A 22,243-nucleotide genomic window follows, 5' to 3' on the forward strand; every position below is an offset into this window, starting at 1 on the left:
CATATTAAACAAATAGTTCATATGATATTTATATGCACTTTATTGCTTATTTGACCATCCATTTATGCATACATGCACACTGTTAGCCATAATATGAATAACAAAACACTAACAAAGCTACATTATCGACACATGCTGTGACAAATAGTTACCGCACAATTCTTATTCTTTACTGATGTACATGCGTTACCCGCGATGAAACCGTATTGTAAATAAGAAATCTTTTGGGTGTGATGGAGGGCTTAACTGAATATTGAGACTAACTGATTAGCGTTCTGTTGAATAAGCGGCGTATTTTTACATGGGAGTATAGCGCGAATTAAAAAACAAAAAGAGACGCTCAATGCGTCTCTTTTATGTTTAAATCTGCTAATAATAAACCTTAACGAACTTTACGATCTTCTTGCATTAAGTCAGAAATTATTTTGTACACTTCGGTAATAGACTCGTCTGAAAGAGGTTTGTCTTCTACATCGTGTAACAATATTTTAGTCTGGTTTACATCATCAGTTTCTTTAAGCAGTAAACGATAATTGCCTTTTTTCAATGACAATTTTTCTTCGCTCCACAACGAGCTCCAGAAACCACCGCTTTCTTCTAAGTTAATATAAAACAAGCCTTTACTGTTATCGGTATCAACAACATCAAAGCCCATTTCAGGTAACACTAAGCGTAAACGGTCCCATACAGATTTATAGTTTGCATCGGCCAACCAATAAGCAGACTCGGTAGCATCAGTCACTAAATCGACTTTAATACCCAAGCTTTGCTCAATTCGCGCAGCACGAATAGCTTGATCACGCTTAACGCTCATGTAAGCAATCGCATTGTTTAGCATATCAGTGGTGTAACGACGCTTATCTTCACCGCTTAATAAGATTTTTTGATCTTTATCATCATAAAACTCTTGGTGTTCAACTAAGTCTATCGCCACAGAACCTGAGCGGCCATGAGGTTTTACGTCTACTTGAAAACGATAACGCTGACGTAATTGATATACTTTGTCGCTGCTCCACCAATTAGACTCGATGATTTCATCATTCTCAATCCAATCTGTTTCAATAAAACCTTCTTCAAAGTTTTCACTGAGAACGGCAATATTGTTTTTAGCTAAATAACCATCAATAACATCATAAATTTCTTGCTTTAAATCTGTGGTACTTTCAATAGATTCAATCACAACACGAATATTGTCACTGCTTTCTTCGATATGTGTACCTTCGGCCATTGGTAACACTTGTAATGGCGCACGAATATCGAGATTTTTACCAACAAGCAGCTTATTGACCTTATTGCTTACAGCAGGAATATCATATTCCTTGCTGTAAGTAGGCGTATTTAAGCCCTGTGGGATCGTTAATAATGGCGTAGTTTCTGCATTAACGAAATCATCATTACCATTCGCCTGACGGCGATCTAATGGCGTACTGCAAGCTGAAACAGCTGCAACAAGGAGTAACGGAGTGACTTTCTTTAACATGAATTTATTTTACCTCAATATGAGCTTGTTTCATTGTTTCTATTAACAGACCATGAAACTGCTCAGAAAGTTCAGTTAAAGGTAAACGAATATGACCATTAGCTATCAAACCCATTCTATGAACAGCCCATTTCACTGGGATTGGGTTGGCTTCACAAAATAACGAGCGATAAATCCCCATTAATGGTTGATCGATTGTTTCAGCTAATATTGCATCTTTGGCTAACGCAGCATCACACATGGTTTTAAACGCGTGCGGAACAATATTATTTGCCACAGAAATGACGCCATTACCACCAAGTAATAAAAACTCACGAGCTGTAGCATCATCACCGCTGTAAAGTAAGAAATCATCACCACACAGTTCACGTAAACGCGCAACACGGCTTAAATCGCCTGTGGCTTCTTTAACGCCGACAATATTACTCACACTTGATAACTCAGCAACAGTCTCTGGCTTCATATCAACAGCAGTACGACCTGGCACATTATAAAGAATTTGAGGAATGTCAGTACTAGCAGCAACGGCCGTATAATGGGCAATTAATCCCTTAGGCGTTGGTTTATTATAATAAGGGGTAACGCCAAGCATGGCGACAACACCTGATTTTTGCATTGATTTGGTTAATTCAATCGCTTCGGCAGTGGCATTTGCGCCATTACCACCAATAACAGGAATACGACCTGATGCAAACTTAACAGTTTGACTAACAACAGCTGCGTGCTCTGTCATCGGCAAAGTGGCAGACTCGCCTGTAGTACCGACAGCAACAATAGCATCAGTACCTTGTTCAATATGAAACTCAACAAGTCGTTCAAGACTTGCATAATCTACTGTGCCATCACTATTCATTGGTGTGATTAAGGCTACGATGCTTCCGTTTATCATCTATCTTCCCCACGGTTTCAGGATTCGCTATGTTACTGATGCCAACCACTAATGACAAGCTCTTCGGTAACCATAATCTTAAATAAGTCATTTATGCTATTTAATGCAGCGTAACCTAGCATCTTTGAAGCTATAGCGCTAAAAAATAATCACATTTATGTGAGTGATATAGGTTACTATATTGAGGTGTTTTAGCGAAAAATGATAGCATTAGCACCCGCACCAAAACTTATAAGCTTCGGCATAAGTTTTCGCTCTACGATATCAAAAAGTGAGGAAAATCCATGACCAATTTTCTGGTCGTTACGGCAATGGGCGCAGACCGTCCAGGATTAGTGAGTCGTTTAGCGCGTTTAGCAAGTGATTGTGATTGCGATATAGTCGACAGTCGTATGGCATTATTTGGTAATGAATTTACCCTAATTATGATGATATCAGGCTCTTGGTCAGCAATTACAAAAATTGAAAGTCTATTACCCGCCTTGAGCGTTGAACTTGAACTCATGACGGTTATGAAGCGAACGTCCAAACATACTCCAAAAAACTTTGTCTCTCGTATTGAAGTCATTTTTAATGGCGAAGACCAACGCGGAACCATGAAGAGTATTACTCAATTTTTGGCTGAAAGAGGCCTCGATTTAGCTGCAGTGCGCTCCCACGCTGATGACAATAACAATCTAAAAACCCAGTCTATTTTGTTAGCCATTAACATCCCTGAAAAAGTCAACTTATTGAAACTTGAACAAGGTATACATGAGTTGGCCGAGTCGATGTCATTAGAATGCAGTATTAAACGCATGCAGGGTATTGCGGCGCCTTAGTCCAATTTTTTATCTCGTTAGTGGTGAGCTTTTTTGCTAAAAATGATCTAATAATCAACTATATAGATAAGGGAACATAATGAATACATTACAAGTTGGTGACACAGCACCCAAATTCACCTTACAAAATCAAGCAGGCGAAAACGTGTCTTTACAAGATACCCTATCCAAAGGACCTGTGTTGGTATACTTCTACCCTAAAGCTTCTACACCTGGTTGCACAGTACAAGCACAAGGTCTACGCGATATCAAAGCTCAGCTTGATGACCTGAACGTAACCGTCTTTGGTATTAGCCCAGATCCTGTGGCTAAGCTGGCCAAGTTTGCCGACAAACAGCAACTCAATTTTGCCTTGTTAAGTGATGAAGACCACGCCGTTGCCGATGCTTTTGGGGTTTGGGGTAAAAAGCAGTTTATGGGAAAAATTTATGATGGAATTCAACGTTTGAGTTTTATTATTGGTACAGATGGCAAAGTAAGTCATTTACTTAACAAATTTAAAACTAAAGATCATCATCAAGTCGTGTTAACTACGCTAGCAGACTAATTTATTTGAGCTAATACATTTGAGTTAAATCACATGAAATATTTGCCTCAATAAACTGCTTGGTAAAGATAGCATCCAACAAAAAGGCTTAGCATTTAATTGCTAAGCCTTTTTCGTTTTTGCTATTGCGATATATTTAGCGCAATCGCCCTCATATTTAAACCGTTTTAGGCTCGTTTGTTGGTGCTGGCTTATCGTCATCTGCGGGGGTTACATCGTCAGTAGACTCTGTTGTTACCATTGCAACTTGCTTAGCCTTCTCTTTTGCGGCTAACTCTTTAGCCAGTTCAGAGGCTTCTTGCTTCACTAATGTCGCCTCTTCCTCAGCCAATAAGCGTGCCTTTTCCTGCTCTTCAAACTGTGCTAACTCTTCTTCTTTACGGCGTGCTTTTTCAATGGCACGCTGCTCTGCTTCTTGCGCTTCGCGAATAGCTCTTGCTTCTGCAGCCGCTTTTGCTTCTGCATCAGCTAATGCTTTAGCTTGGCGATCAGCTTCGTCATCTAATGCACGTTGAATAATCGCTTGGTCTTGCGCTTCTTGTGGCAATAAACTAATTAACTCTATGCCCACTGGCAGAACAATGGTTTCAACACCAGAAATCACTTTAACCTTGCCTTCTTTGGTTAAGTAAACCAACGGCATAGCAGATTCACCATAGCGTTTTTTAAAGTGCTCAAAGGTGAAGTTCTCAGTAATATTAGTGATTTTTAGTACTGCACCCTTTGCCATTAAGGTAGCAATTTTAGCGTAAGAAATATTTTCACCAAACAAACATAAGCGCTTTAAATAAGATTCAGACAACTGATGACGTGCACTAGCACTGTCGGCATTATTTAAACCATAGACTTTTTCTGTACCCATTAAATCCTGGAAGTGAAAAGTCACCAACGGATTTAACTGACGGTACGGCGACATCACGAGCACTCGACCGATACCACTTAAGTCCATGAAATTGGATGCATGCTCTGATGCTGGGTTACCAAAGTACACCGGAATATTGTCCATGCGCGCCTGGCGAATGCTGTCCCAGTTGTTATCCGCTAAAATGACTTTTATATTTTTAGAAATCAAAATTGAAGCCAACTCACGGGAAAACTTAGATGCACCAAAGATTAATAATCCTTGATTAGAGCCTTCTTTCACGCCTAAAAACGTCGCCCAACGACCTGCCGTTAAACTTTGAATAACCACGGTGCCGATAATGATTAAAAACACTAACGGTACAATTGAACTTGCGCCTTCTAAACCAACGGTTTCAAGTTTAATCGCAAACAATGATGAAATTGCCGCAGCAACAATACCCCGAGGTGCGACCCAACTTAAAAACCATTTCTCTTTCGAAGGCAAATTAGTCCCAAGTCCAGAAATCCAAATACTTAATGGGCGGGCAATAAACATAGTCACTAATAGTACGCCAATACCACCAAAGCCAAGGTCAAGCATGGCGCCAGAATCAAGACGTGCCGCTAACAGAATAAACAGTGCAGAAATAAGCAGTACGGTTAAGGTTTCTTTAAATTCTAGAATGTCGGCAATATCAACTCCGCGCATGTTGGCAAGCCAGATCCCCATCACCGTTACAGTTAATAGGCCCGACTCTTCTTGCATGATGTTTGAGCCAACAAAAATACCCAACATAATGGTTAACACGGCAGTATTTCGTAAATAATGAGGGAATAGATTTTTACGAATGGCCAAACCGGTAAGGTAACCCGCTAGTGCACCTAAACCAAAACCCAATACCAACGTCATGCCTAATGCGTAAAGCACATGGGTGGTTGGATCTGCCGTTACCGCAATATATTCAAATACCAATACCGCGAGTAATGCGCCAATTGGATCAATAACAATGCCTTCCCAACGAAGAATGCTGGCTAAATTTGATTTAGGTTGCACGGTGCGCAACATAGGCACAATTACTGTTGGGCCTGTTACGACTACTAACGCACCAAATAGCATGGCGATAGCCCAATCAAAACCTAGCAGAAAATGCGCAGCTGGTGCAATACATGCCCAAGTAATGAAAGCGCCAATAGTGACAAGGTGGGTCACCATTCGGCCATGTTCTTTAATTTCTTTAAAGTTAAGTGTCAGCGCACCTTCAAACAAGATAACCGCGACGCCTAACGAAATGATAGGAAACAATAAATCGCCAAAAATTTCATCTGGATCTAATATGCCTAACCCAGGCCCCAGCAGTAAACCACACAATAAAAGCGGTAAAATTGCTGGCAGACGTAACTTCCAACCAACCCATTGACACAAAAGCGATAGCACACCGATTAATGCCAGCATACCTGTGATGTGTTCAACCATATTTGTTTCCTTCTTTTTCGATACATTGCCACTAGCGTGTTATGCAATGCGCTTCACGATTATACGTGAACTGTAATATTTTCCTGGTTTATGATTTTATAACTTAAACCAAAAAGTTATTTTGATGTTAACGACTAACCTCAATTTAAATTTTTAACTCACCTTGGAAAGATCGTTTCTTCTTAAAGATAATAATGACAATATATCGGAATAAATTCAGCATATAACATACTAATTTCACTACAGGATCAAGCATTTTTTGATGGTTATCACATTTTTGTTTAATCACAAAATAACATATTAACTCTATAATTTAATTGTTAAATTTTTATGTCTGTTAATGATATAACCTTAATCTTAACGTCTAATAAATCAGCAAAAAAAACCTCGGCATTGCCAAGGTTTTATCTATTTAACAAAAAAAACAGCCGTTTATGCTATTGCGGTATCCTAACGTTACCTTCCATCAGCACCCTTGCACTGCGGCTCATAATGGCTTTTTTAACCTGCCATTGACCATCAACGAGTTGCGCTTGTGCGCCTACTCTAAGCGTGCCAGAAGGATGACCAAAGCGAACAGCAGTTCGCTCGCCACCCCCAGCGGCTAAGTTAACCAAGGTTCCCGGTATTGCAGCAGCAGTACCAATAGCCACAGCTGCAGTGCCCATCATCGCGTGATGTAATTTACCCATAGATAATGCGCGCACCACTAAATCGATATCATCCGTTGTCACGGTTTTACCACTTGACGACACATATTGTACTGGCGGTGCAACAAAAGCCACTTTAGGGGTATGCTGGCGGGCAATCGCTTCATCAATATGGTTAATTAAGCCCATTTTAACGGCGCCATAGGCTCGAATAGTTTCAAACATCGCTAAGGCTTTGTCGTCATTATTTATTGCGTCTTGTAACTCAGTACCCAGATAATTAATGTCAGCGGCATTAATAAAAATGGTCGGAATACCGGCATTAATCATGGTGACGTTAAAGGTCCCCACACCTGGCACGTCAAGTTCATCGACCACATTACCGGTTGGGAACATCGCCCCATCACCGTCAGCTGGGTCTAAAAACTCTACTTGGACTTCGGCTGCAGCAAACGTCACACCATCAAGTTCAAAGTCACCGGTTTCTTGCACTTCGCCGTTGGTAATAGGGACATAAGCAATAATGGTTTTGTGGATATTGGCTTGCCAAATACGCACGATTGCAGTGCCATTGTGCGGCACACGGCTTTTATCAATTAACCCATTACTGATGGCAAATGAGCCAACCGCTGCGGTTAAATTACCGCAATTACCGCTCCAATCAACAAACGGCTTATCAATCGAGACTTGACCAAATAAATAATCAACATCGTGATCGGCTTGAGTACTTTTAGATAAGATAACCGTTTTACTGGTACTAGACGTTGCGCCGCCCATACCATCGGTTTGTTTCGCGTAAGGATCTGGGCTACCAATCACGCGTAATAATAGCGCATCACGGGCAGCGCCGGGGACTTGAGCCGCCAGAGGGAGGTCAGTTAAACTGAAAAATACCCCTTTACTGGTGCCGCCGCGCATATAAGTCGCTGGAATTTTAATTTGTGGTAAATGAGCCATCACATATTCCTAAAATAACAAAAGACCAAACCGGCAACTTATAAATAAGCTTATAAGTTGCCGATTAAGTAAGGCACAACAATCAAATTATTACTTGGTTTCGTTGGCTAGAAAGTCTTGCGCGAACCGTTGCAAGACACCACCCGCTTCATAAATTGACAATTCTTCAGCAGTGTCAACACGACACTTAACCGGAATAGTCACTTGCTCACCATTTTTACGAGTCATAATCACTTGTAGCATAGCGCCCGGTTTGCGTTCGCCCACCACATCGTAAGTTTCGGTACCATCAATCTGATAAGTATGACGATTATGGCCTGCTGTGAATTCTAGTGGCAACACGCCCATACCGACTAAGTTAGTACGGTGAATACGCTCAAAACCTTCAGCAACAATCACTTCAACGCCAGCAAGACGCACGCCTTTTGCAGCCCAGTCACGTGACGAACCTTGACCGTAATCTGCACCAGCAATAATAATCAGTGGTTGCTTACGTTCCATATAGGTTTCAATGGCTTCCCACATGCGAGTGACTTGGCCTTCTGGTTCAACGCGGGCAAGGGAGCCCTGCTTAACCTTGCCATTTTCCTGCACCATTTCGTTAAACAGTTTAGGGTTAGCAAACGTGGCACGCTGCGCAGTTAAGTGATCGCCACGATGAGTGGCATAAGAGTTAAAATCAGCTTCTGGCAAGCCCATTTTATCTAGGTATGCACCTGCGGCACTGTCGAGCATAATCGCATTTGATGGCGATAAATGATCGGTGGTGATGTTGTCACCCAGCACTGCTAATGGACGCATACCTTTCATGGTGCGCTCACCCGCCAATGCTCCGTCCCAATAAGGTGGACGGCGAATATAAGTGCTTTGCGGACGCCAATCATATTGTGGATTTACGTGAGTGCCATACTCGACTTTAATGTCGAACATTGGCTCATACACTTTGCGAAACTGCTCAGGCTTAACACTTGTTTTAACAACTGCATCGATTTCTTCGTCGGTTGGCCAAATGTCTTTTAAGGTGACTTCTTGGCCTTGGTTATCGATGCCTAAAATATCTTTTTCAATATCAAAACGGATCGTACCGGCAATGGCATAAGCAATGACCAAGGGTGGTGATGCTAAAAATGCTTGTTTAGCATAAGGATGAATACGGCCGTCAAAGTTACGATTGCCCGACAACACTGCTGTGGCGTATAAGTCGCGATCAATCACTTCTTGTTGAATGACTGGATCAAGCGCGCCGCTCATGCCGTTACACGTGGTACAGGCAAAGCCGACAATGCCAAAACCTAAGTTTTCAAGCTCAGGCAATAAACCTGCTTCTTCTAAATACAATTGCACTGCTTTAGAGCCAGGCGCAAGCGATGATTTCACCCAAGGTTTACGTAATAAACCACGAGCATTAGCATTGCGAGCCAATAAACCGGCAGCAATCATGTTGCGTGGGTTACTGGTGTTAGTACAACTGGTAATAGCGGCAATAATCACTGCACCATCGGGCATTTTACCGGGTTCGTTTTCAACCACGCCACTAATACCACGCGCCGCTAATTCAGATGTCGGTACACGACTGTGTGGGTTAGACGGGCCTGCAATGTTACGACCGACAGATGACAAGTCAAAGTGTAATACACGTTCATACACAGCATTAGTTAAGGTATCAGCCCATAAACCCGCTTGCTTGGCATAGGTTTCAACTAGTTTAACTTGCTCGTCGTCACGGCCAGTTAACGTTAGATAATCGATAGTTTGTCTATCGATATAAAACATCGCCGCGGTGGCGCCGTATTCAGGCGTCATGTTAGTAATAGTAGCGCGATCGCCAAGGGTTAAATGGGTGGTACCTTCGCCATAAAACTCAAGATACGATGACACCACTTTTTGCGCACGTAAGTATTCCGTTAACGCCAGCACTATATCGGTAGCGGTAATACCAGGTTGTGGCTTACCTGTTACTTCAACACCGACAATTTCCGGTAAACGCATATAAGATGCTCGGCCGAGCATGACGCTTTCAGCTTCTAAGCCGCCCACACCAATGGCAATAACACCTAATGCATCTACATGAGGTGTATGGCTGTCGGTACCTACCAATGTGTCAGGAAACGCGACACCATTTAGCGAATGTACTACAGGCGACATACGCTCTAAGTTAATTTGATGCATGATGCCGTTACCCGGTTGGATAACATCAACGTTTTTAAATGCCGTTTTGGTCCAATTGATGAAATGGAAACGGTCTTCATTGCGGCGGTCTTCAATGGCGCGGTTTTTCTCAAACGCGTCTTTTTCAAAACCAGCATGCTCTACAGCCAGCGAGTGATCGACAATCAATTGAGTCGGTACTACTGGGTTCACTTTTGAGGGGTCGCCACCTTTTTCAGCAATCGCATCACGCAGGCCTGCTAAGTCGACTAATGCAGTTTGACCTAAAATATCATGACAAACCACACGGGCCGGATACCACGGGAAATCAAGGTCACTTTTGCGCTCAATCAGCTGCTTTAGCGAATCAGTAAGCATCTCTGGCGAACAACGACGAACTAGGTTCTCGGCAAACACACGAGAACAATAAGGTAGTTTGGCATAGGCACCAGGCTCAATCGCATCAACAGCCTCTTGGGTGTCAAAATAATCTAATTGGGTGCCAGGTAAGGCTTTACGGTATTGAGTATTCATAACTTCATCCACAATAAATATGAAAGGAATAAGCGCTAATCTAAATCGAAAAAAGCCGAGTCATCATAATGAGACTCGGCAAGTTGATTAACGTTGACTAATAGGCGTCACTTTACGAGGCTCACTGCCGACATAATCTGCACTTGGACGAATAATGCGGTTGTTCGATCGCTGCTCCATTACATGTGCAGCCCAACCGGTTAAACGTGAACAGACAAAGATTGGGGTAAATAACTTAGTTGGAATACCCATAAAATGATAAGCAGAGGCATGGAAGAAGTCAGCGTTACAGAATAACTTTTTGGTATCCCACATAAACTCTTCACACGCGACAGAGATGTCATATAAAGAGGTGTCACCGTTTTCATGAGCCAGCTTTTCAGACCACTTTTTGATAATCACATTACGTGGATCAGACTCGCTATAAATAGCATGACCAAAGCCCATGATTTTTTCTTTGCGTGCTAACATCAATGCCATTTGTACTTTAGCATCGGCTGGCGAGCTGAACTTTTGGATCATATCCATCGCCGCTTCATTAGCACCACCGTGCAGCGGGCCACGTAGTGAACCAATCGCACCGGTAACACAAGAATACATATCCGATAATGTTGAGGCACATACACGCGCGGTAAAGGTTGATGCGTTGAACTCATGCTCTGCATACAAAATTAACGACACATCCATTACACGGCGATGTTGCGCTGACGGCGTTTCACCGCGAAGCAGTTTAAGAAAATGTCCACCCAGAGAATCTTCATCTGTGGTGCAATCAATTTCTACACCCTCATGAGTGTAACGGTACCAAAAACACATGATGGCCGGAAATGCGGTTAATAAGCGGTTCGACGCTTTGTGTTGCTGAGTGAAATCGACTTCTGGCTCAAGGTTACCTAAAAACGAGCAACCAGTACGCATAACATCCATTGGATGAGCATCAGCAGGAATTAATTTTAATACCGCTTTTAGTGCATCAGGTAAATCACGCTGCGCTTTCAATTCTGCTTTATATGCAGTTAGCTGAGCTTGGTTTGGTAACTCGCCGTTAAATAATAAATAAGCGACTTCTTCAAAGGTAGCGTTATCGGCTAAATCAGAGACATCGTAACCGCAGTACGTTAGGCCTGAACCTGATTTACCGACTGTACATAATTTTGTTTCGCCAGCACTCTGACCGCGTAATCCTGCGCCTGATAATTTCTTGTCTACCATGATATCTTCCTTCTTATGCTTTTCACGATTTAGCCATGCTAAATCGCGATTGTAGGGTATTGTTATTTTAGTTGTAATCGAGTCTTGCTGTCGTACTGAGGCCGTTATTTATTTTTACCTTCGGCAAATAAGCTGTCTAATTTTTGTTCATAATCGTGATAACCCAAATAGTCGTATAAATCCATACGAGTTTGCATGGTATCTACCACTGCTTTTTGGTCGCCATCAGTTAAAATAGCACTGTAAACATTTTCAGCCGCTTTGTTCATTGCACGGAATGCACTCAATGGGTACAACACCATTGCCGCGCCCCACTCGCCTAATTGTTGCTTATTCCACAATTCAGTTTGGCCAAACTCAGTAATGTTAGCCAAAATAGGCACATCTAATGCTTCAGCAAAGGCGCGATAATGCTCTTCTGTTTTAATGGCTTCGGCAAAAATTCCGTCTGCACCGGCTGCCACGTACGCTTTAGCACGCTCGATAGCGGCTTCTAACCCTTCTTGAGCAAACGAGTCAGTACGCGCCATGATGAAAAAATCAGGGTCGGTACGGGCATCAACCGCCGCTTTAATGCGGTCGACCATTTCTTCTACTGGCACAATTTCTTTATTTGGACGATGACCACAACGCTTTTGCGCCACCTGGTCTTCCATGTGCACTGCTGCAGCGCCGGCCTTTTCCATGTCACGAATGGTTTTGGCAATGTTAAATGCCCCGCCCCAACCCGTATCAATATCCACCAGCAAAGGTAAATCACAGGCTGAAGTAATACGTTGCACATCTACAATGACATCATTAAGTGATGTCATGCCTAAATCCGGTAAGCCATAAGAGGCGTTAGCCACGCCGCCGCCAGACAAGTAAATGGCTTGATGACCAATTTGCTTGGCCATCATGGCGGCATAAGCATTAATGGTACCGACAATTTGCAGTGGTTTGTTGTTAGCTAATGCTTGACGAAATTTTTTACCTGCGCTCATGATATTTTCCTTATATGCAATTATGACCGTGGGCGTAACACGCCACACGCAAGACATTACGATAATTTGTGTTCGATATTATTTTTAGAATACATAATGTGGCGACGCATCAGCATTTCAGCTAATTCTGCATCACGATTTAAAATGGCCTGAACAATGTGTTTGTGTTCATCATAAGCGGTGGTCACACGCGGACCCGCCATGCCAAGTTGTACGCGATACATGCGCACTAAATGATAAATGCCATCAAACAGCATTGAAATTAGGTGTTTGTTTTTACTGCCTAAAATAATCCGATAATGAAAATCAACATCACCTGCTTCTTGATAATAAGACTCGCCGCCTTTAACTTCATCAAAGTGGGATTGTAATAAATGGTTCAAATCAGCGATTTCATCATCAGTCATGTTCTTTGCCGCTAAACGTGCCGCCATGCCTTCGAGTGATTCACGCACTTGATACAGTTCTATCAACCCTTGTGGAGATAACGCCACCACACGAGCGCCTACGTTGGCTTTACGCTCAACAATATGGCACGACTCTAAGCGGTTAATGGCTTCACGGATCACGGCTCTACTCACGGCATACTTTGTCGACAATTCAGTTTCGCTCAATTTAGAGCCGGCCTGAATACGACCTTCGACTATATCGTCTCTAAGCGCTACAAAGGTCTTATCTGCAGAAGTAATCGGCTGGATCATATTCATACCTTGGATAATAAAAACTGACATTAAAAAACTGTTACACAAAACAAGTTGTCGACAATATAGCACCTTTAAATCGTATAACAACCCCAAAAGGCACTTTTTGTCGACAATTAATCCAATTCATCATAAAGCGTTAGCTATGACCAATTTATGACACCACTCAATAAACCTTAAGTCAGCCCATGCTAATATTAGCCGCCACGGTATAATTCATCACGCCATTGTGGTTCGATGTTCACTCAGCTATCTGTACACACTATGTTGGGTTACACTCCTCTTTATAAAGTGATTGAGACATCGATTAATCCAACAATAAATAGAACAACAAATACAATAAGGGTCTCTTGATGAGCCAACATTTAGCCTGCCAACTTGAATTGATCCATTTGTTTGTCCATGTCGTTAATGCCGGTGGGTTTTCACCTGCAGCACAAGAGTTAAAGTTGCCCATTGCCACGGTTAGCCGCAAAATTAGCAAATTAGAACAAAGCCTCAATACTCAGTTGATAATGCGCAGCACCCGTAAACTTCGATTAACTGAAGAAGGTGGTGCGTTATTTGACCGTTACTATAATGTGGTGGCGCAATTTGATCGTATTTGTGGTCAAACTATTAATGAGCCGCAAAGCACCTTACGGATATCGACACCCGTTTCGATAACCTCGATGATATTAATTGACGCCATCAATGACTTTTCCAAACAACATCCACACATTCAACTGCACATCACCCAAAATAACAGCACCATTGATTTGATTGATGAAGGAGTCGACGTCGCCATTGTCGGTGGCGCGCAACCAGATTCATCTTGGGTATCAACATCGTTGGGAGTATTAAATTACGGCCTGTATGCATCACCTGAGTATGCCAAGCAACTCATTGAACTTCGCCACCCAAAGCAGCTAGTTGATTATCAGTTAATTAAAGTGTGGCCGCTGTTTAACTGGACCTTAAAACATCACAGTGGTGAACAGTTTTATTACGATGGCCCCGCTAAATTAACCCTAGGAGATTTACACGGCGCAATTCGGGCAACTGTCGGTGATGGCGGGATTTTATACGGACCAGAATTATTTGTTAAACCGCAACTATTGAATGAAGAGCTAGTATCTGTGTTACCTGATTGGGCTGGTGAGCATCGCCGGATCAGTATTTTGTATCATCAACGTCGCCAACAACCCTTAAAAGTGAAATTGTTTATCGAGTTTATTCAGCAACGTGCTGCCACTATCTTCGACTTGTTCTAACTCGATTCGATTTTTGAGACTTAGATACTTAGATACTTAGATACTTAGATGCTTAAAGTTTGAAATTTGAAGTGAAAGTTAAATCTACATTCGAAGTTGAATTTGAATTTGAATTTGAATTGGAAGTGGAAGTGGAATTTTAGTTTGAATTTGAAAATGAACATTTTGATTAATAGCAGATTACTCTACCTTAAGCGGTTCGATTAATATCGCTATAGGTTAACGTGATGCCATTAACTGAAACACTCAGTCAATGACATCACTGACAACTAATAGATGGCGACTAACAGATGGCGATTAATAACTGGCCACTAATGCCTAGTATAAGTACACATTTAAACTACAGGCACCATGAGCCCCCACCACTAATGCTTGCTCAATATCAGCGGTTTTAGACGGACCCGCAATAAATAATCCTAATTCGCCAGGTTGCAGTGACACTTGTTTAACCGCTTGGTGCATGTTGGCGACAATATTGTCTTTGGCCAACGCCAATATCAGGTTTTCACAAATAAAAGGCGTCACTCGATGACTGGGTTGATTAACCCAAATCGCGCCGTTTTCGGCCACACCAAGATCGCCAGGGATCACGGCATAATCAATATCAGCCAGATCGTGAGCGGTCTCAGGCACTTGGCGATTACCTTTAATACCGTCCAATAACGAGATCACCTGCATATTTTGTTGAATTAATTCATCAACTGCCTGTTGTAACGCTGCTAAACCGCCTTCACTATGCAGCGTGCCCGCTACTGTGTTTAAACTTGCATTAAATTGGCCGACAAGATCATCATTATTAGCCACTACATCTATGGTAGGCATAGCATGTTGATCCAAAGCCGATTGCTTTAGTGCAGATAAAATAGTGTGTTTATTCGACATATTAACGGCTCCGATTCTTATTATACCAGCTGGCAAAGCTAGACTCTGGTGCGACAGGCAACTCGCGATATTTACCCCATGCACCACTAAACGGCTTGAGTAAACTCCCCGGTAATACTCGCAGTGCTAATCTTGCTGCAGACATAGACGTATTCATTAAGGTTTCACTAGCCATAAAACGGCCCACTAACGGCATATAGCCACCTTTGCCATAAGGCAACCTCTTAGCGTCTGCTTTCAAACGACGATGATGGGCAATAATTTTATCTAACGGCACCATAGTTGGGCACACATAAGTACAACTGCCACATAACGTACAGGCCCAAGGAATTGAGTTGGTATCGTCATGCTTAGCACCTACCGCAATACCAATAGGACCAGGAATGGTGTAGTTGTAGCTATAACCGCCTGAACGGCGATACACAGGACAGGTATTTAAACAGCCGCCGCAACGAATACACTTTAACGACTCAGCTAAAATTTTGTCTTTCATCATCTCAGTGCGACCATTATCAACAATGATCACATGCATCTCGCCGCCCTCTTGTGGGCCACGGTAAAACGATGAATAAGTGGTAATAGGTTGCCCAGTGGCATTACGGGCTAATGTACGCAACAACACCCCAACAGAATCCATATTTGGCACCACTTTATCGATACCCATTGAGTGCAATTGCAACTTAGGCAAGTTAGCGCCCATGTCTGCATTACCTTCGTTGGTACACACAACAATCGCACCTTGGTCTGCTATCGCCATATTGACACCGGTCATGGCAGCATCTGCAGTAAGGAATTTCTCTCTTAAATGCGCGCGAGCAGCACGGGTTAAATACAGCGGATCAGACTCACCCGCTTTAGTGCCTAACTGTTGATGAAATAACTCGCCCACTTCCTCTTTTTTCATGTGTATAGCGGGCACCACAATATGCGAAGGTGGCATGTTAGCGAGCTGAATAATTCGTTCACCTAAATCGGTATCAACCACTTCAATACCGTGACGTTCTAAATACGGATTCATGTGGCATTCTTCGGTTAACATCGATTTTGATTTAACCAGTTTTTTAACCTTATGTTTCGCTAAAATCCCATGAACAATTTCATTGTGTTGCTGAGCATCATTTGCCCAATGCACCTTAATGCCATTACTCAAGCATTGTTGTTCAAATTGCTCAAGGTACTGGGCTAAATGGCTCAGAGTATGCAGTTTGAGTTGCGAGCCAAGCAGCCTTAATTGTTCCCATTCAGGCAAACTGCCTGCTGCGCGATCACGTTTTTCACGTAATGCCCACAGGGCTTTAGAATGCCAATCAACTCTGGTTTCATCGCGACAAAAAATATCAGCTTTATGGGCATGCACCTTAGAACCCGATGCGGTATATAGTTCGGACATAGTGGCTCCTAAAGTGCGTCATTAATGATTTGGGCAATGTGACGGGTTGCAATCGGTAATTTTTGACGACGGATCATGCCATCTAAATGCAGCAAGCATGAAGGATCAAACCCCACGACATACTTAGCCCCAGTTGCCGCATGAGCTTGAGCTTTATCTTTACCCATTTTGGCCGACACCGCGCCTTCATCAACCGCAAACGTGCCGCCAAAACCACAACATTCATCAATACGAGCAGGATAGACAATCTCGAGCCCGGCAATGTTACCCAATACCGCTTCCACTTTATTAAAGCGTTGTTTACCCATTTGCTCTGTCGGCGTCGCTAAATTAAGCATACGAATACCATGACAACTCATTTGCATGCTTATTTTGGCCGCTACAGGGCGGGAAAATGTTTTAATTGGAGCAATATCGTGTAAAAACTCCGTTAACTCATAAAGCTTACTAATAACTTCTTGGGCTTCTTGGCTGCCATCAAACTCATGGAAGTTTTCTTTAGCCGCCACCAAACAACTGGCAGCAGGACACACAATGGCATCACAATCGACACCTTTAAAAGCGTTGAGTAATTTAAGGGTGGTGTTTTTTGCTTCATCAAAGCAACCCGAGTTTGTCATCGGCTGACCACAACAGGTTTGCCCAGCAGGAAATATGACTTCATGGCCTAACTTTTCTAATAATGTCAGCGTTGCAATGGCCACTTCTGGCATCATTTGATTCACAAGACACGGTATAAATAGTGCTATTTTCATAAGTTGGTATTATCCCCAGGCGCGTTATTACACATCATCTGAGTGAGTTTAAAATCAACTCAGCAATGGCTAACGACTCATTATCGAGTTATCAATGTATGCCTATACCCTTATAAAATGTAGTGCTAATTAAGCAAATATCGCGGCAGACTTTTTCACTTTTGATCTAAAAACGCATTTATCAGCACCAAAAGCTCACATCAATAACGACAAAAAACGATGCTCGCTGATGAATCAACAATAAATAAGTGCAACACCATGGTATACATCGATGAATGGTAACCAGTAGTTAACATTGTTCATTAATTCAATTCAGTAGCCTGCGACATTGTGTCGCAGTTTGATGTTTTTATATTGTCAGAATGGTTGAGGTTAAGCACACTCATGTGATGGATAACGTCGGAAACATCCCCCGTTTTTAATAACTTATATCTAACTGACGTTATCGATTTTTGGTACACACTTTGGCGTTGTTTGGTTGATGGCTTTGAGTCGCAATTAAATGTCTACTCAATGCTTGGTGACTATACTCAGCGTCTATCTGCTATGGGAATGGGGATAAACGCTGATTATAGGTATCGCTTTTAATCTGTATAAGATTATAAGGCCTCTATTGATATAGAGGCCTTTTTTTATGGTTTTTCACTTAAATTTTATACCTACACCCAATGAGACTAGTGCCCCAATTAAGGTTGTGATGACCACAGAGATCAGTGAGCCAATCAGTACATACTCAGTCATGCTTCGGTTGGCTGATTGATTTAACTCACCAAATCTGAATATCGACTTAGCGGCTAATACAAAACCCACTGCGGCATAGCTGCCCACCAACATAAACGTCAGTATTAATAATCGCTCTAGGTAACCAATCAACTCGCCACCCGCAACAAGGCCGCTCACATTTGCTGTCTTATCACTAACAGGAACGGCAACACCATCGGTGTCGGTAACGGCGTCTGTGTCAGTATCTATTGCTGAGTTAACGATGGGATACTTATTCAACACAGCGCCAATCACAATTGAAGTTGGCTTTAGAATGAGTACATAAGCAAACACCACCAACACGCCATCTGAGAAACGTTCATGCTGTAACACTGCATCAATCGATGCGCCATCGGCAACATGAAAAGCAATCGCAGCCAGTACCGAAACATGCAAAGCCTGATCAATCACAAAGTAAGCTAACTTATCTCCCTTTGGTGTAGTGACCTTCCATAAATCGATAATAAAATGACTTACCGCGACAATAACGATTAAGCAAACCGTTGAACGCCAATCAATTCCTAGTGCCATCGCAGGCACTAATAATGCAACGCCCTGTAAAGTCGCGTGAAGGTACAACTCCGGTGAACGGTAAGTGCGAGCTTTTTTAGCTTCTACCCACCGATCGGTCTGAAGATAAAAGTCACAGATGGTGTGAATTAATAAAAATGGAATGAGCACGCTGAAAAAATCAAACATACTTGAGCCCCACGACTTTATTTATAAACCGACAATTTAACTCATGGATCAACGGCCAACCAGACGCTTTAAGTGACTTACTGACAGTGGCTGTAGCCACATGGAGCATGTCAGCTAACTCACTAATCGACAAATCCTCATTGGTTCGAAGCATTGGCAACATCACTTCACATTGGCGCGCAGTTAAGTCGTTAAGTTGCTTATCAAGATACTTAATCAGTAAGTCAAAGTACTCAGTGAGAGCGATGCTATCGGAGCTAAACAATAATCGGTCATTCTTAAGGCCACTGAGTCCGCGGCCAGACAGCACAAATGCTTGCCCCATCGACTCCGACACCGACTCACGTAAATCGGCATTTGCCGCAATTGCAAAACTAATCCGGCTATCAAATGCTTTACCAAGCGCCTTAATACCAATCCGGTATATAACGGTGTATCTCAACGCATTTTCAATATCATGCACGACAGACTGAAACTCATCACCGCGCTCAATACTGTGCGCATTTTCGCTATGCCCCTCGCTAATCCATGTCTGGATAGATTTGATCCGTTTAAGTAGTTGCTCAAACTGCGCAGAAGTTAGCTTTGTTGAGTCAACAACATCGCCAACAATCACGGCTATAGGTTTATTGGTAGGCTCCACATAACGCTCCTTTGTTTGCAGATTTAGACCAATTTAGCCAAAAATGGCTAATAATGCAAGCTTAGCCATTTTTGGCTAATAACGACTAAGAGCATTGATAGCACACAGGCTAATTTAGTCGTTTATGGCTAAAAATAAACATTTAGCCACTTTAGGCTAATGATAATTTACCAGCCTAATCGACAGATACGTTGAGATAACAATCCTGACGCAGGTGGCATAAAGCATGACACCAATCAAAGCTGATAGATTATCTCAGCACTACGACGAGCAGCTTAAATGCGAACATCCACCTACCCCAAAGAACTCAGATGCTTTAAGTCGATAGTATTTGTCCGTAACTTCTTCAGACTGCTCTGCGTAAGGCTGGATCATCACCTTCTGCAATTCTCGAACGAGTGCATAATTGCCAACACTGGCTTGCTGATAAGCAGGCACCAGCAACCACTCGCGTAAAGTATATTTAGGGTTAACGCGTTGCATCTGCGCCATAATATCATCACGGTTACGTGGCTGTGCGTCTGCGTCTGCAATAAGCATAGTGCTATTGCCCTCGGTGCCTAATAGTGTTTGCCACTGTACTAACCAAGCAGACCAGCGTTGCTCCAACCCTTTTGGCCCTTGCGATAAATCTAGATAGAAACTGTTAGTCAGTGAACCAATATCATCAGGCAACGACGAAAGCTCTCGGAAGAATATTGTGTAATCCACAGGGATTTGCAGCATCAGCTTTTCAAGCTCATTAAATAACGCCGCATCAAAAGTGTTAAGCCCAAGCTTGGCCGCCCACATCTGCTCCATCTTTGTTTGCATCTCAGTGGCAAAACCATCGACCAACTGCTGGAGCTGTTCTAGATAATCTGGTGTAGACATCAATAATGGGCTTAATGCGGTGCAAAACATCAAGAAATTACGTTCTGCTGCCACGCCTTGATTCAAAAATGCAAAATGTTGTCCGCCACCGGTCCAAGGTTGATATTGTGGATTGAACACATCACAAAATCCGAACGGACCGTAATCGAGCGTAAAGCCACCAGCGGCACAGTTGTCGCTATTAAAGTTACCCTGACAGTAACCAACACGGATCCAGTTCGCTATCAATGAAGTTAAACGGCTACGGAATTCACGCGCCAGCACAAGCACTTTTTGTTCATTAGTGAGTTTTTGGTCGATAACATCAGCGTATTCACGATCAATTAAATGCGACATCAGTTGTTCAAGCTCTGCCATCGCTTGCGGGTGTTCCTGCGTGCGGGCGCGGCGACCAAAAAGCTCAAGTTGGCCAACCCGAATAAACGAGGGTGCCACACGTGTCGAGATAGCAACCGCCTCACTAATCATTTGGTCAGGATCTTGAGCGTTAGAACCCTCAGAATACCAAGGCCGCTGGACAGTCTCGGTTTTAGACACATATAAACAGAGCGATCGAGACGTTGGTACGCCAAGCGCGTGCATGTGTTCTTGCGCGAGAAACTCACGCACACTGGATCGCAGCACTGCGCGACCATCCGCACCGCGGCAATATGGCGTGCGGCCACCACCTTTAAGCTGCATTTCCAAGCGTTTATCGTTAATCACAGCCTCAAGCACGGAAACCGCTCGACCATCGCCGTAGCCATTACCCGTTCTGAACGGACATTGTTGAATGTATTCGGTACCGAAGATGGACAGTGCATATCCACACGCCCACCCAACCTTACTTATTGGTTCAGGAACGTTCGACAGGTCACCGGAGAATATGCTCATAAAATCGGCAGACTGCGCCATGCTGTCGGCAAAACCCAATTCAGCGAACAAGCTGCTGCTGTGTGCTACATATTCTGGATTTTCAATCGGCGTCGGTTTAACAGGAACATAGTGCCCCGAGAATACTTGTCGCGGCGCATAGTCGTCGCCATTAGCTGTCGCGTCAGGATCGCTGTTGAGCGTGTCCATCAATGAGTAGTTGACCAATTTAGCGAGATCGTCGACTGTCTCGACAGTAAGGTGAGTTTGCTGGGACAATTGATTAGTCATAGGGATACCTTGTTGTTTGAGTCGAAGGGTTGTTCACAACTTGATGGTTCATCGTGTCGACGATGATTCCATTTGTTCGATTTCTGGAAGCGGATCTTGTCAGCATATATGTCGAAGGCCTGCGCTGTGATATTAGAAAGAGCCTGAGAGAAATGGATGGAACCAACACCCATGGTAACGACTCGTTATACTAATGGAAAGCTTAGCTTGCTGCATCAGCAAAATTGAGATCATGTCATATGATATCTATTCTAACTTATGGCCTGCGGCCACTAACGTCGTGGCGCTTCACCCACACCAGACCAAAAGGAAACCAACGGCTGTTCCCTCTTGGATCACCCAGCCGCCCCGCAACATTTTCAAACGGCGAAAAGGTCGCCATGGGGGTTAAATTTAACTTTGAGCTGCATTTGCAGACTGCTTCGGCCTTATTCGAAAATGCTAACGCTTCCGATGGTACATCCTGTACCGCGAAAGCTAAGCTCACATCCATGTGAGCTTCACGTCATTTTCTTCAACGTCCTCAAGTTCGGAGTTGAATTTAGGCATTTTTAAAGAAATGAAAATTCATTTCCAAAAACAAAAAAAACACCTATAAACTATT

Annotated in this window: 17 protein-coding genes; 3 read left to right on the forward strand and 14 right to left on the reverse strand. The window is 43.0% G+C overall.

All coding sequences use genetic code 11. The features are described 5' to 3' along the window. Positions 1 to 382 precede the first annotated feature (382 nt). Positions 383 to 1,480, reverse strand: coding sequence for an outer membrane protein assembly factor BamC (gene bamC, locus EGC82_RS12240; protein WP_124731011.1), 1,098 nt, complete (start codon positions 1,478 to 1,480; stop codon positions 383 to 385). 4 nt (positions 1,481 to 1,484) lie between these two features. Continuing rightward, entirely contained in the window at positions 1,485 to 2,369 is an 885-nt protein-coding gene (dapA, locus tag EGC82_RS12245) for a 4-hydroxy-tetrahydrodipicolinate synthase (protein ID WP_124731012.1), read from the reverse strand. Positions 2,370 to 2,653: 284 nt separating this feature from the next. Between dapA and EGC82_RS12250 the strand changes: the two genes are divergently transcribed. Next, complete coding sequence (locus EGC82_RS12250; RefSeq protein ID WP_124731013.1) at positions 2,654 to 3,190, forward strand: glycine cleavage system transcriptional repressor; 537 nt, start codon at positions 2,654 to 2,656, stop codon at positions 3,188 to 3,190. Positions 3,191 to 3,269: 79 nt separating this feature from the next. Further along, positions 3,270 to 3,737 carry a thioredoxin-dependent thiol peroxidase gene (gene bcp, locus EGC82_RS12255; protein ID WP_124731014.1) on the forward strand — a complete coding sequence of 156 codons (468 nt, stop codon included), beginning with the start codon at positions 3,270 to 3,272 and terminating at the stop codon, positions 3,735 to 3,737. Positions 3,738 to 3,894: 157 nt separating this feature from the next. Here bcp and EGC82_RS12260 read toward each other — a convergent pair whose 3' ends face one another. The 6 genes from EGC82_RS12260 to EGC82_RS12285 all read right to left on the reverse strand — a co-directional run bounded on the left by EGC82_RS12260 (position 3,895) and on the right by EGC82_RS12285 (position 13,239). After that, complete coding sequence (locus EGC82_RS12260; RefSeq protein WP_124731015.1) at positions 3,895 to 6,054, reverse strand: cation:proton antiporter domain-containing protein; 2,160 nt, start codon at positions 6,052 to 6,054, stop codon at positions 3,895 to 3,897. Positions 6,055 to 6,491: 437 nt separating this feature from the next. Continuing rightward, complete coding sequence (prpF, locus tag EGC82_RS12265; RefSeq protein WP_124731016.1) at positions 6,492 to 7,661, reverse strand: 2-methylaconitate cis-trans isomerase PrpF; 1,170 nt, start codon at positions 7,659 to 7,661, stop codon at positions 6,492 to 6,494. 90 nt (positions 7,662 to 7,751) lie between these two features. Then, positions 7,752 to 10,343 carry a Fe/S-dependent 2-methylisocitrate dehydratase AcnD gene (acnD, locus tag EGC82_RS12270; protein WP_124731017.1) on the reverse strand — a complete coding sequence of 864 codons (2,592 nt, stop codon included), beginning with the start codon at positions 10,341 to 10,343 and terminating at the stop codon, positions 7,752 to 7,754. An 87-nt stretch (positions 10,344 to 10,430) separates the two neighbouring features. Then, entirely contained in the window at positions 10,431 to 11,555 is a 1,125-nt protein-coding gene (gene prpC, locus EGC82_RS12275) for a bifunctional 2-methylcitrate synthase/citrate synthase (protein WP_124731018.1), read from the reverse strand. A 104-nt stretch (positions 11,556 to 11,659) separates the two neighbouring features. Continuing rightward, on the reverse strand, positions 11,660 to 12,538 hold the full coding sequence (prpB, locus tag EGC82_RS12280) for a methylisocitrate lyase (RefSeq protein WP_123883525.1): 879 nt from the start codon (positions 12,536 to 12,538) through the stop codon (positions 11,660 to 11,662). 56 nt (positions 12,539 to 12,594) lie between these two features. Beyond that, positions 12,595 to 13,239, reverse strand: a complete 645-nt coding sequence (locus EGC82_RS12285) for a GntR family transcriptional regulator (RefSeq protein ID WP_011637320.1) — start codon at positions 13,237 to 13,239, stop codon at positions 12,595 to 12,597. Positions 13,240 to 13,592: 353 nt separating this feature from the next. Between EGC82_RS12285 and EGC82_RS12290 the strand changes: the two genes are divergently transcribed. After that, positions 13,593 to 14,492 carry a LysR family transcriptional regulator gene (locus tag EGC82_RS12290; protein WP_124731019.1) on the forward strand — a complete coding sequence of 300 codons (900 nt, stop codon included), beginning with the start codon at positions 13,593 to 13,595 and terminating at the stop codon, positions 14,490 to 14,492. Positions 14,493 to 14,810: 318 nt separating this feature from the next. On the opposite strand, the gene EGC82_RS12295 is transcribed toward EGC82_RS12290, so the two are convergent. The 6 genes from EGC82_RS12295 to EGC82_RS12320 form a co-directional block, all read right to left on the reverse strand. Further along, entirely contained in the window at positions 14,811 to 15,374 is a 564-nt protein-coding gene (locus tag EGC82_RS12295; protein ID WP_124731020.1) for a LutC/YkgG family protein, read from the reverse strand. Between the two features lies 1 nt (position 15,375). Continuing rightward, positions 15,376 to 16,764 carry a lactate utilization protein B gene (locus EGC82_RS12300; RefSeq protein ID WP_124731021.1) on the reverse strand — a complete coding sequence of 463 codons (1,389 nt, stop codon included), beginning with the start codon at positions 16,762 to 16,764 and terminating at the stop codon, positions 15,376 to 15,378. Between the two features lie 8 nt (positions 16,765 to 16,772). Next, positions 16,773 to 17,519 carry a (Fe-S)-binding protein gene (locus EGC82_RS12305; protein WP_124731022.1) on the reverse strand — a complete coding sequence of 249 codons (747 nt, stop codon included), beginning with the start codon at positions 17,517 to 17,519 and terminating at the stop codon, positions 16,773 to 16,775. Positions 17,520 to 18,161: 642 nt separating this feature from the next. Continuing rightward, a complete protein-coding gene (locus EGC82_RS12310) occupies positions 18,162 to 18,980 on the reverse strand; it encodes a DUF3307 domain-containing protein (RefSeq protein ID WP_124731023.1) in 819 nt (272 codons plus the stop codon). Further along, positions 18,973 to 19,623 carry a MarR family transcriptional regulator gene (locus EGC82_RS12315; RefSeq protein WP_124731024.1) on the reverse strand — a complete coding sequence of 217 codons (651 nt, stop codon included), beginning with the start codon at positions 19,621 to 19,623 and terminating at the stop codon, positions 18,973 to 18,975. The genes EGC82_RS12310 and EGC82_RS12315 overlap by 8 nt, the downstream gene beginning before the upstream one ends. A 261-nt stretch (positions 19,624 to 19,884) precedes the next feature. Further along, positions 19,885 to 21,639 carry a protein adenylyltransferase SelO gene (locus EGC82_RS12320; RefSeq protein WP_124731025.1) on the reverse strand — a complete coding sequence of 585 codons (1,755 nt, stop codon included), beginning with the start codon at positions 21,637 to 21,639 and terminating at the stop codon, positions 19,885 to 19,887. Between the last annotated feature and the right edge of the window lie 604 nt (positions 21,640 to 22,243).

It is taken from the genome of Shewanella livingstonensis (genome assembly GCF_003855395.1).
In the GTDB taxonomy this organism is placed as follows: domain Bacteria; phylum Pseudomonadota; class Gammaproteobacteria; order Enterobacterales; family Shewanellaceae; genus Shewanella; species Shewanella livingstonensis.

Bases quoted from the DNA above. Each gene is read 5' to 3' on its own strand.
- bamC (WP_124731011.1), bottom strand. From the start codon at position 1,480: ATGTTAAAGAAAGTCACTCCGTTACTCCTTGTTGCAGCTGTTTCAGCT.
- dapA (WP_124731012.1), bottom strand. From the start codon at position 2,369: ATGATAAACGGAAGCATCGTAGCCTTAATCACACCAATGAATAGTGAT.
- EGC82_RS12250 (WP_124731013.1), top strand. From the start codon at position 2,654: ATGACCAATTTTCTGGTCGTTACGGCAATGGGCGCAGACCGTCCAGGA.
- bcp (WP_124731014.1), top strand. From the start codon at position 3,270: ATGAATACATTACAAGTTGGTGACACAGCACCCAAATTCACCTTACAA.
- EGC82_RS12260 (WP_124731015.1), bottom strand. From the start codon at position 6,054: ATGGTTGAACACATCACAGGTATGCTGGCATTAATCGGTGTGCTATCG.
- prpF (WP_124731016.1), bottom strand. From the start codon at position 7,661: ATGGCTCATTTACCACAAATTAAAATTCCAGCGACTTATATGCGCGGC.
- acnD (WP_124731017.1), bottom strand. From the start codon at position 10,343: ATGAATACTCAATACCGTAAAGCCTTACCTGGCACCCAATTAGATTAT.
- prpC (WP_124731018.1), bottom strand. From the start codon at position 11,555: ATGGTAGACAAGAAATTATCAGGCGCAGGATTACGCGGTCAGAGTGCT.
- prpB (WP_123883525.1), bottom strand. From the start codon at position 12,538: ATGAGCGCAGGTAAAAAATTTCGTCAAGCATTAGCTAACAACAAACCA.
- EGC82_RS12285 (WP_011637320.1), bottom strand. From the start codon at position 13,239: ATGATCCAGCCGATTACTTCTGCAGATAAGACCTTTGTAGCGCTTAGA.
- EGC82_RS12290 (WP_124731019.1), top strand. From the start codon at position 13,593: ATGAGCCAACATTTAGCCTGCCAACTTGAATTGATCCATTTGTTTGTC.
- EGC82_RS12295 (WP_124731020.1), bottom strand. From the start codon at position 15,374: ATGTCGAATAAACACACTATTTTATCTGCACTAAAGCAATCGGCTTTG.
- EGC82_RS12300 (WP_124731021.1), bottom strand. From the start codon at position 16,764: ATGTCCGAACTATATACCGCATCGGGTTCTAAGGTGCATGCCCATAAA.
- EGC82_RS12305 (WP_124731022.1), bottom strand. From the start codon at position 17,519: ATGAAAATAGCACTATTTATACCGTGTCTTGTGAATCAAATGATGCCA.
- EGC82_RS12310 (WP_124731023.1), bottom strand. From the start codon at position 18,980: ATGTTTGATTTTTTCAGCGTGCTCATTCCATTTTTATTAATTCACACC.
- EGC82_RS12320 (WP_124731025.1), bottom strand. From the start codon at position 21,639: ATGACTAATCAATTGTCCCAGCAAACTCACCTTACTGTCGAGACAGTC.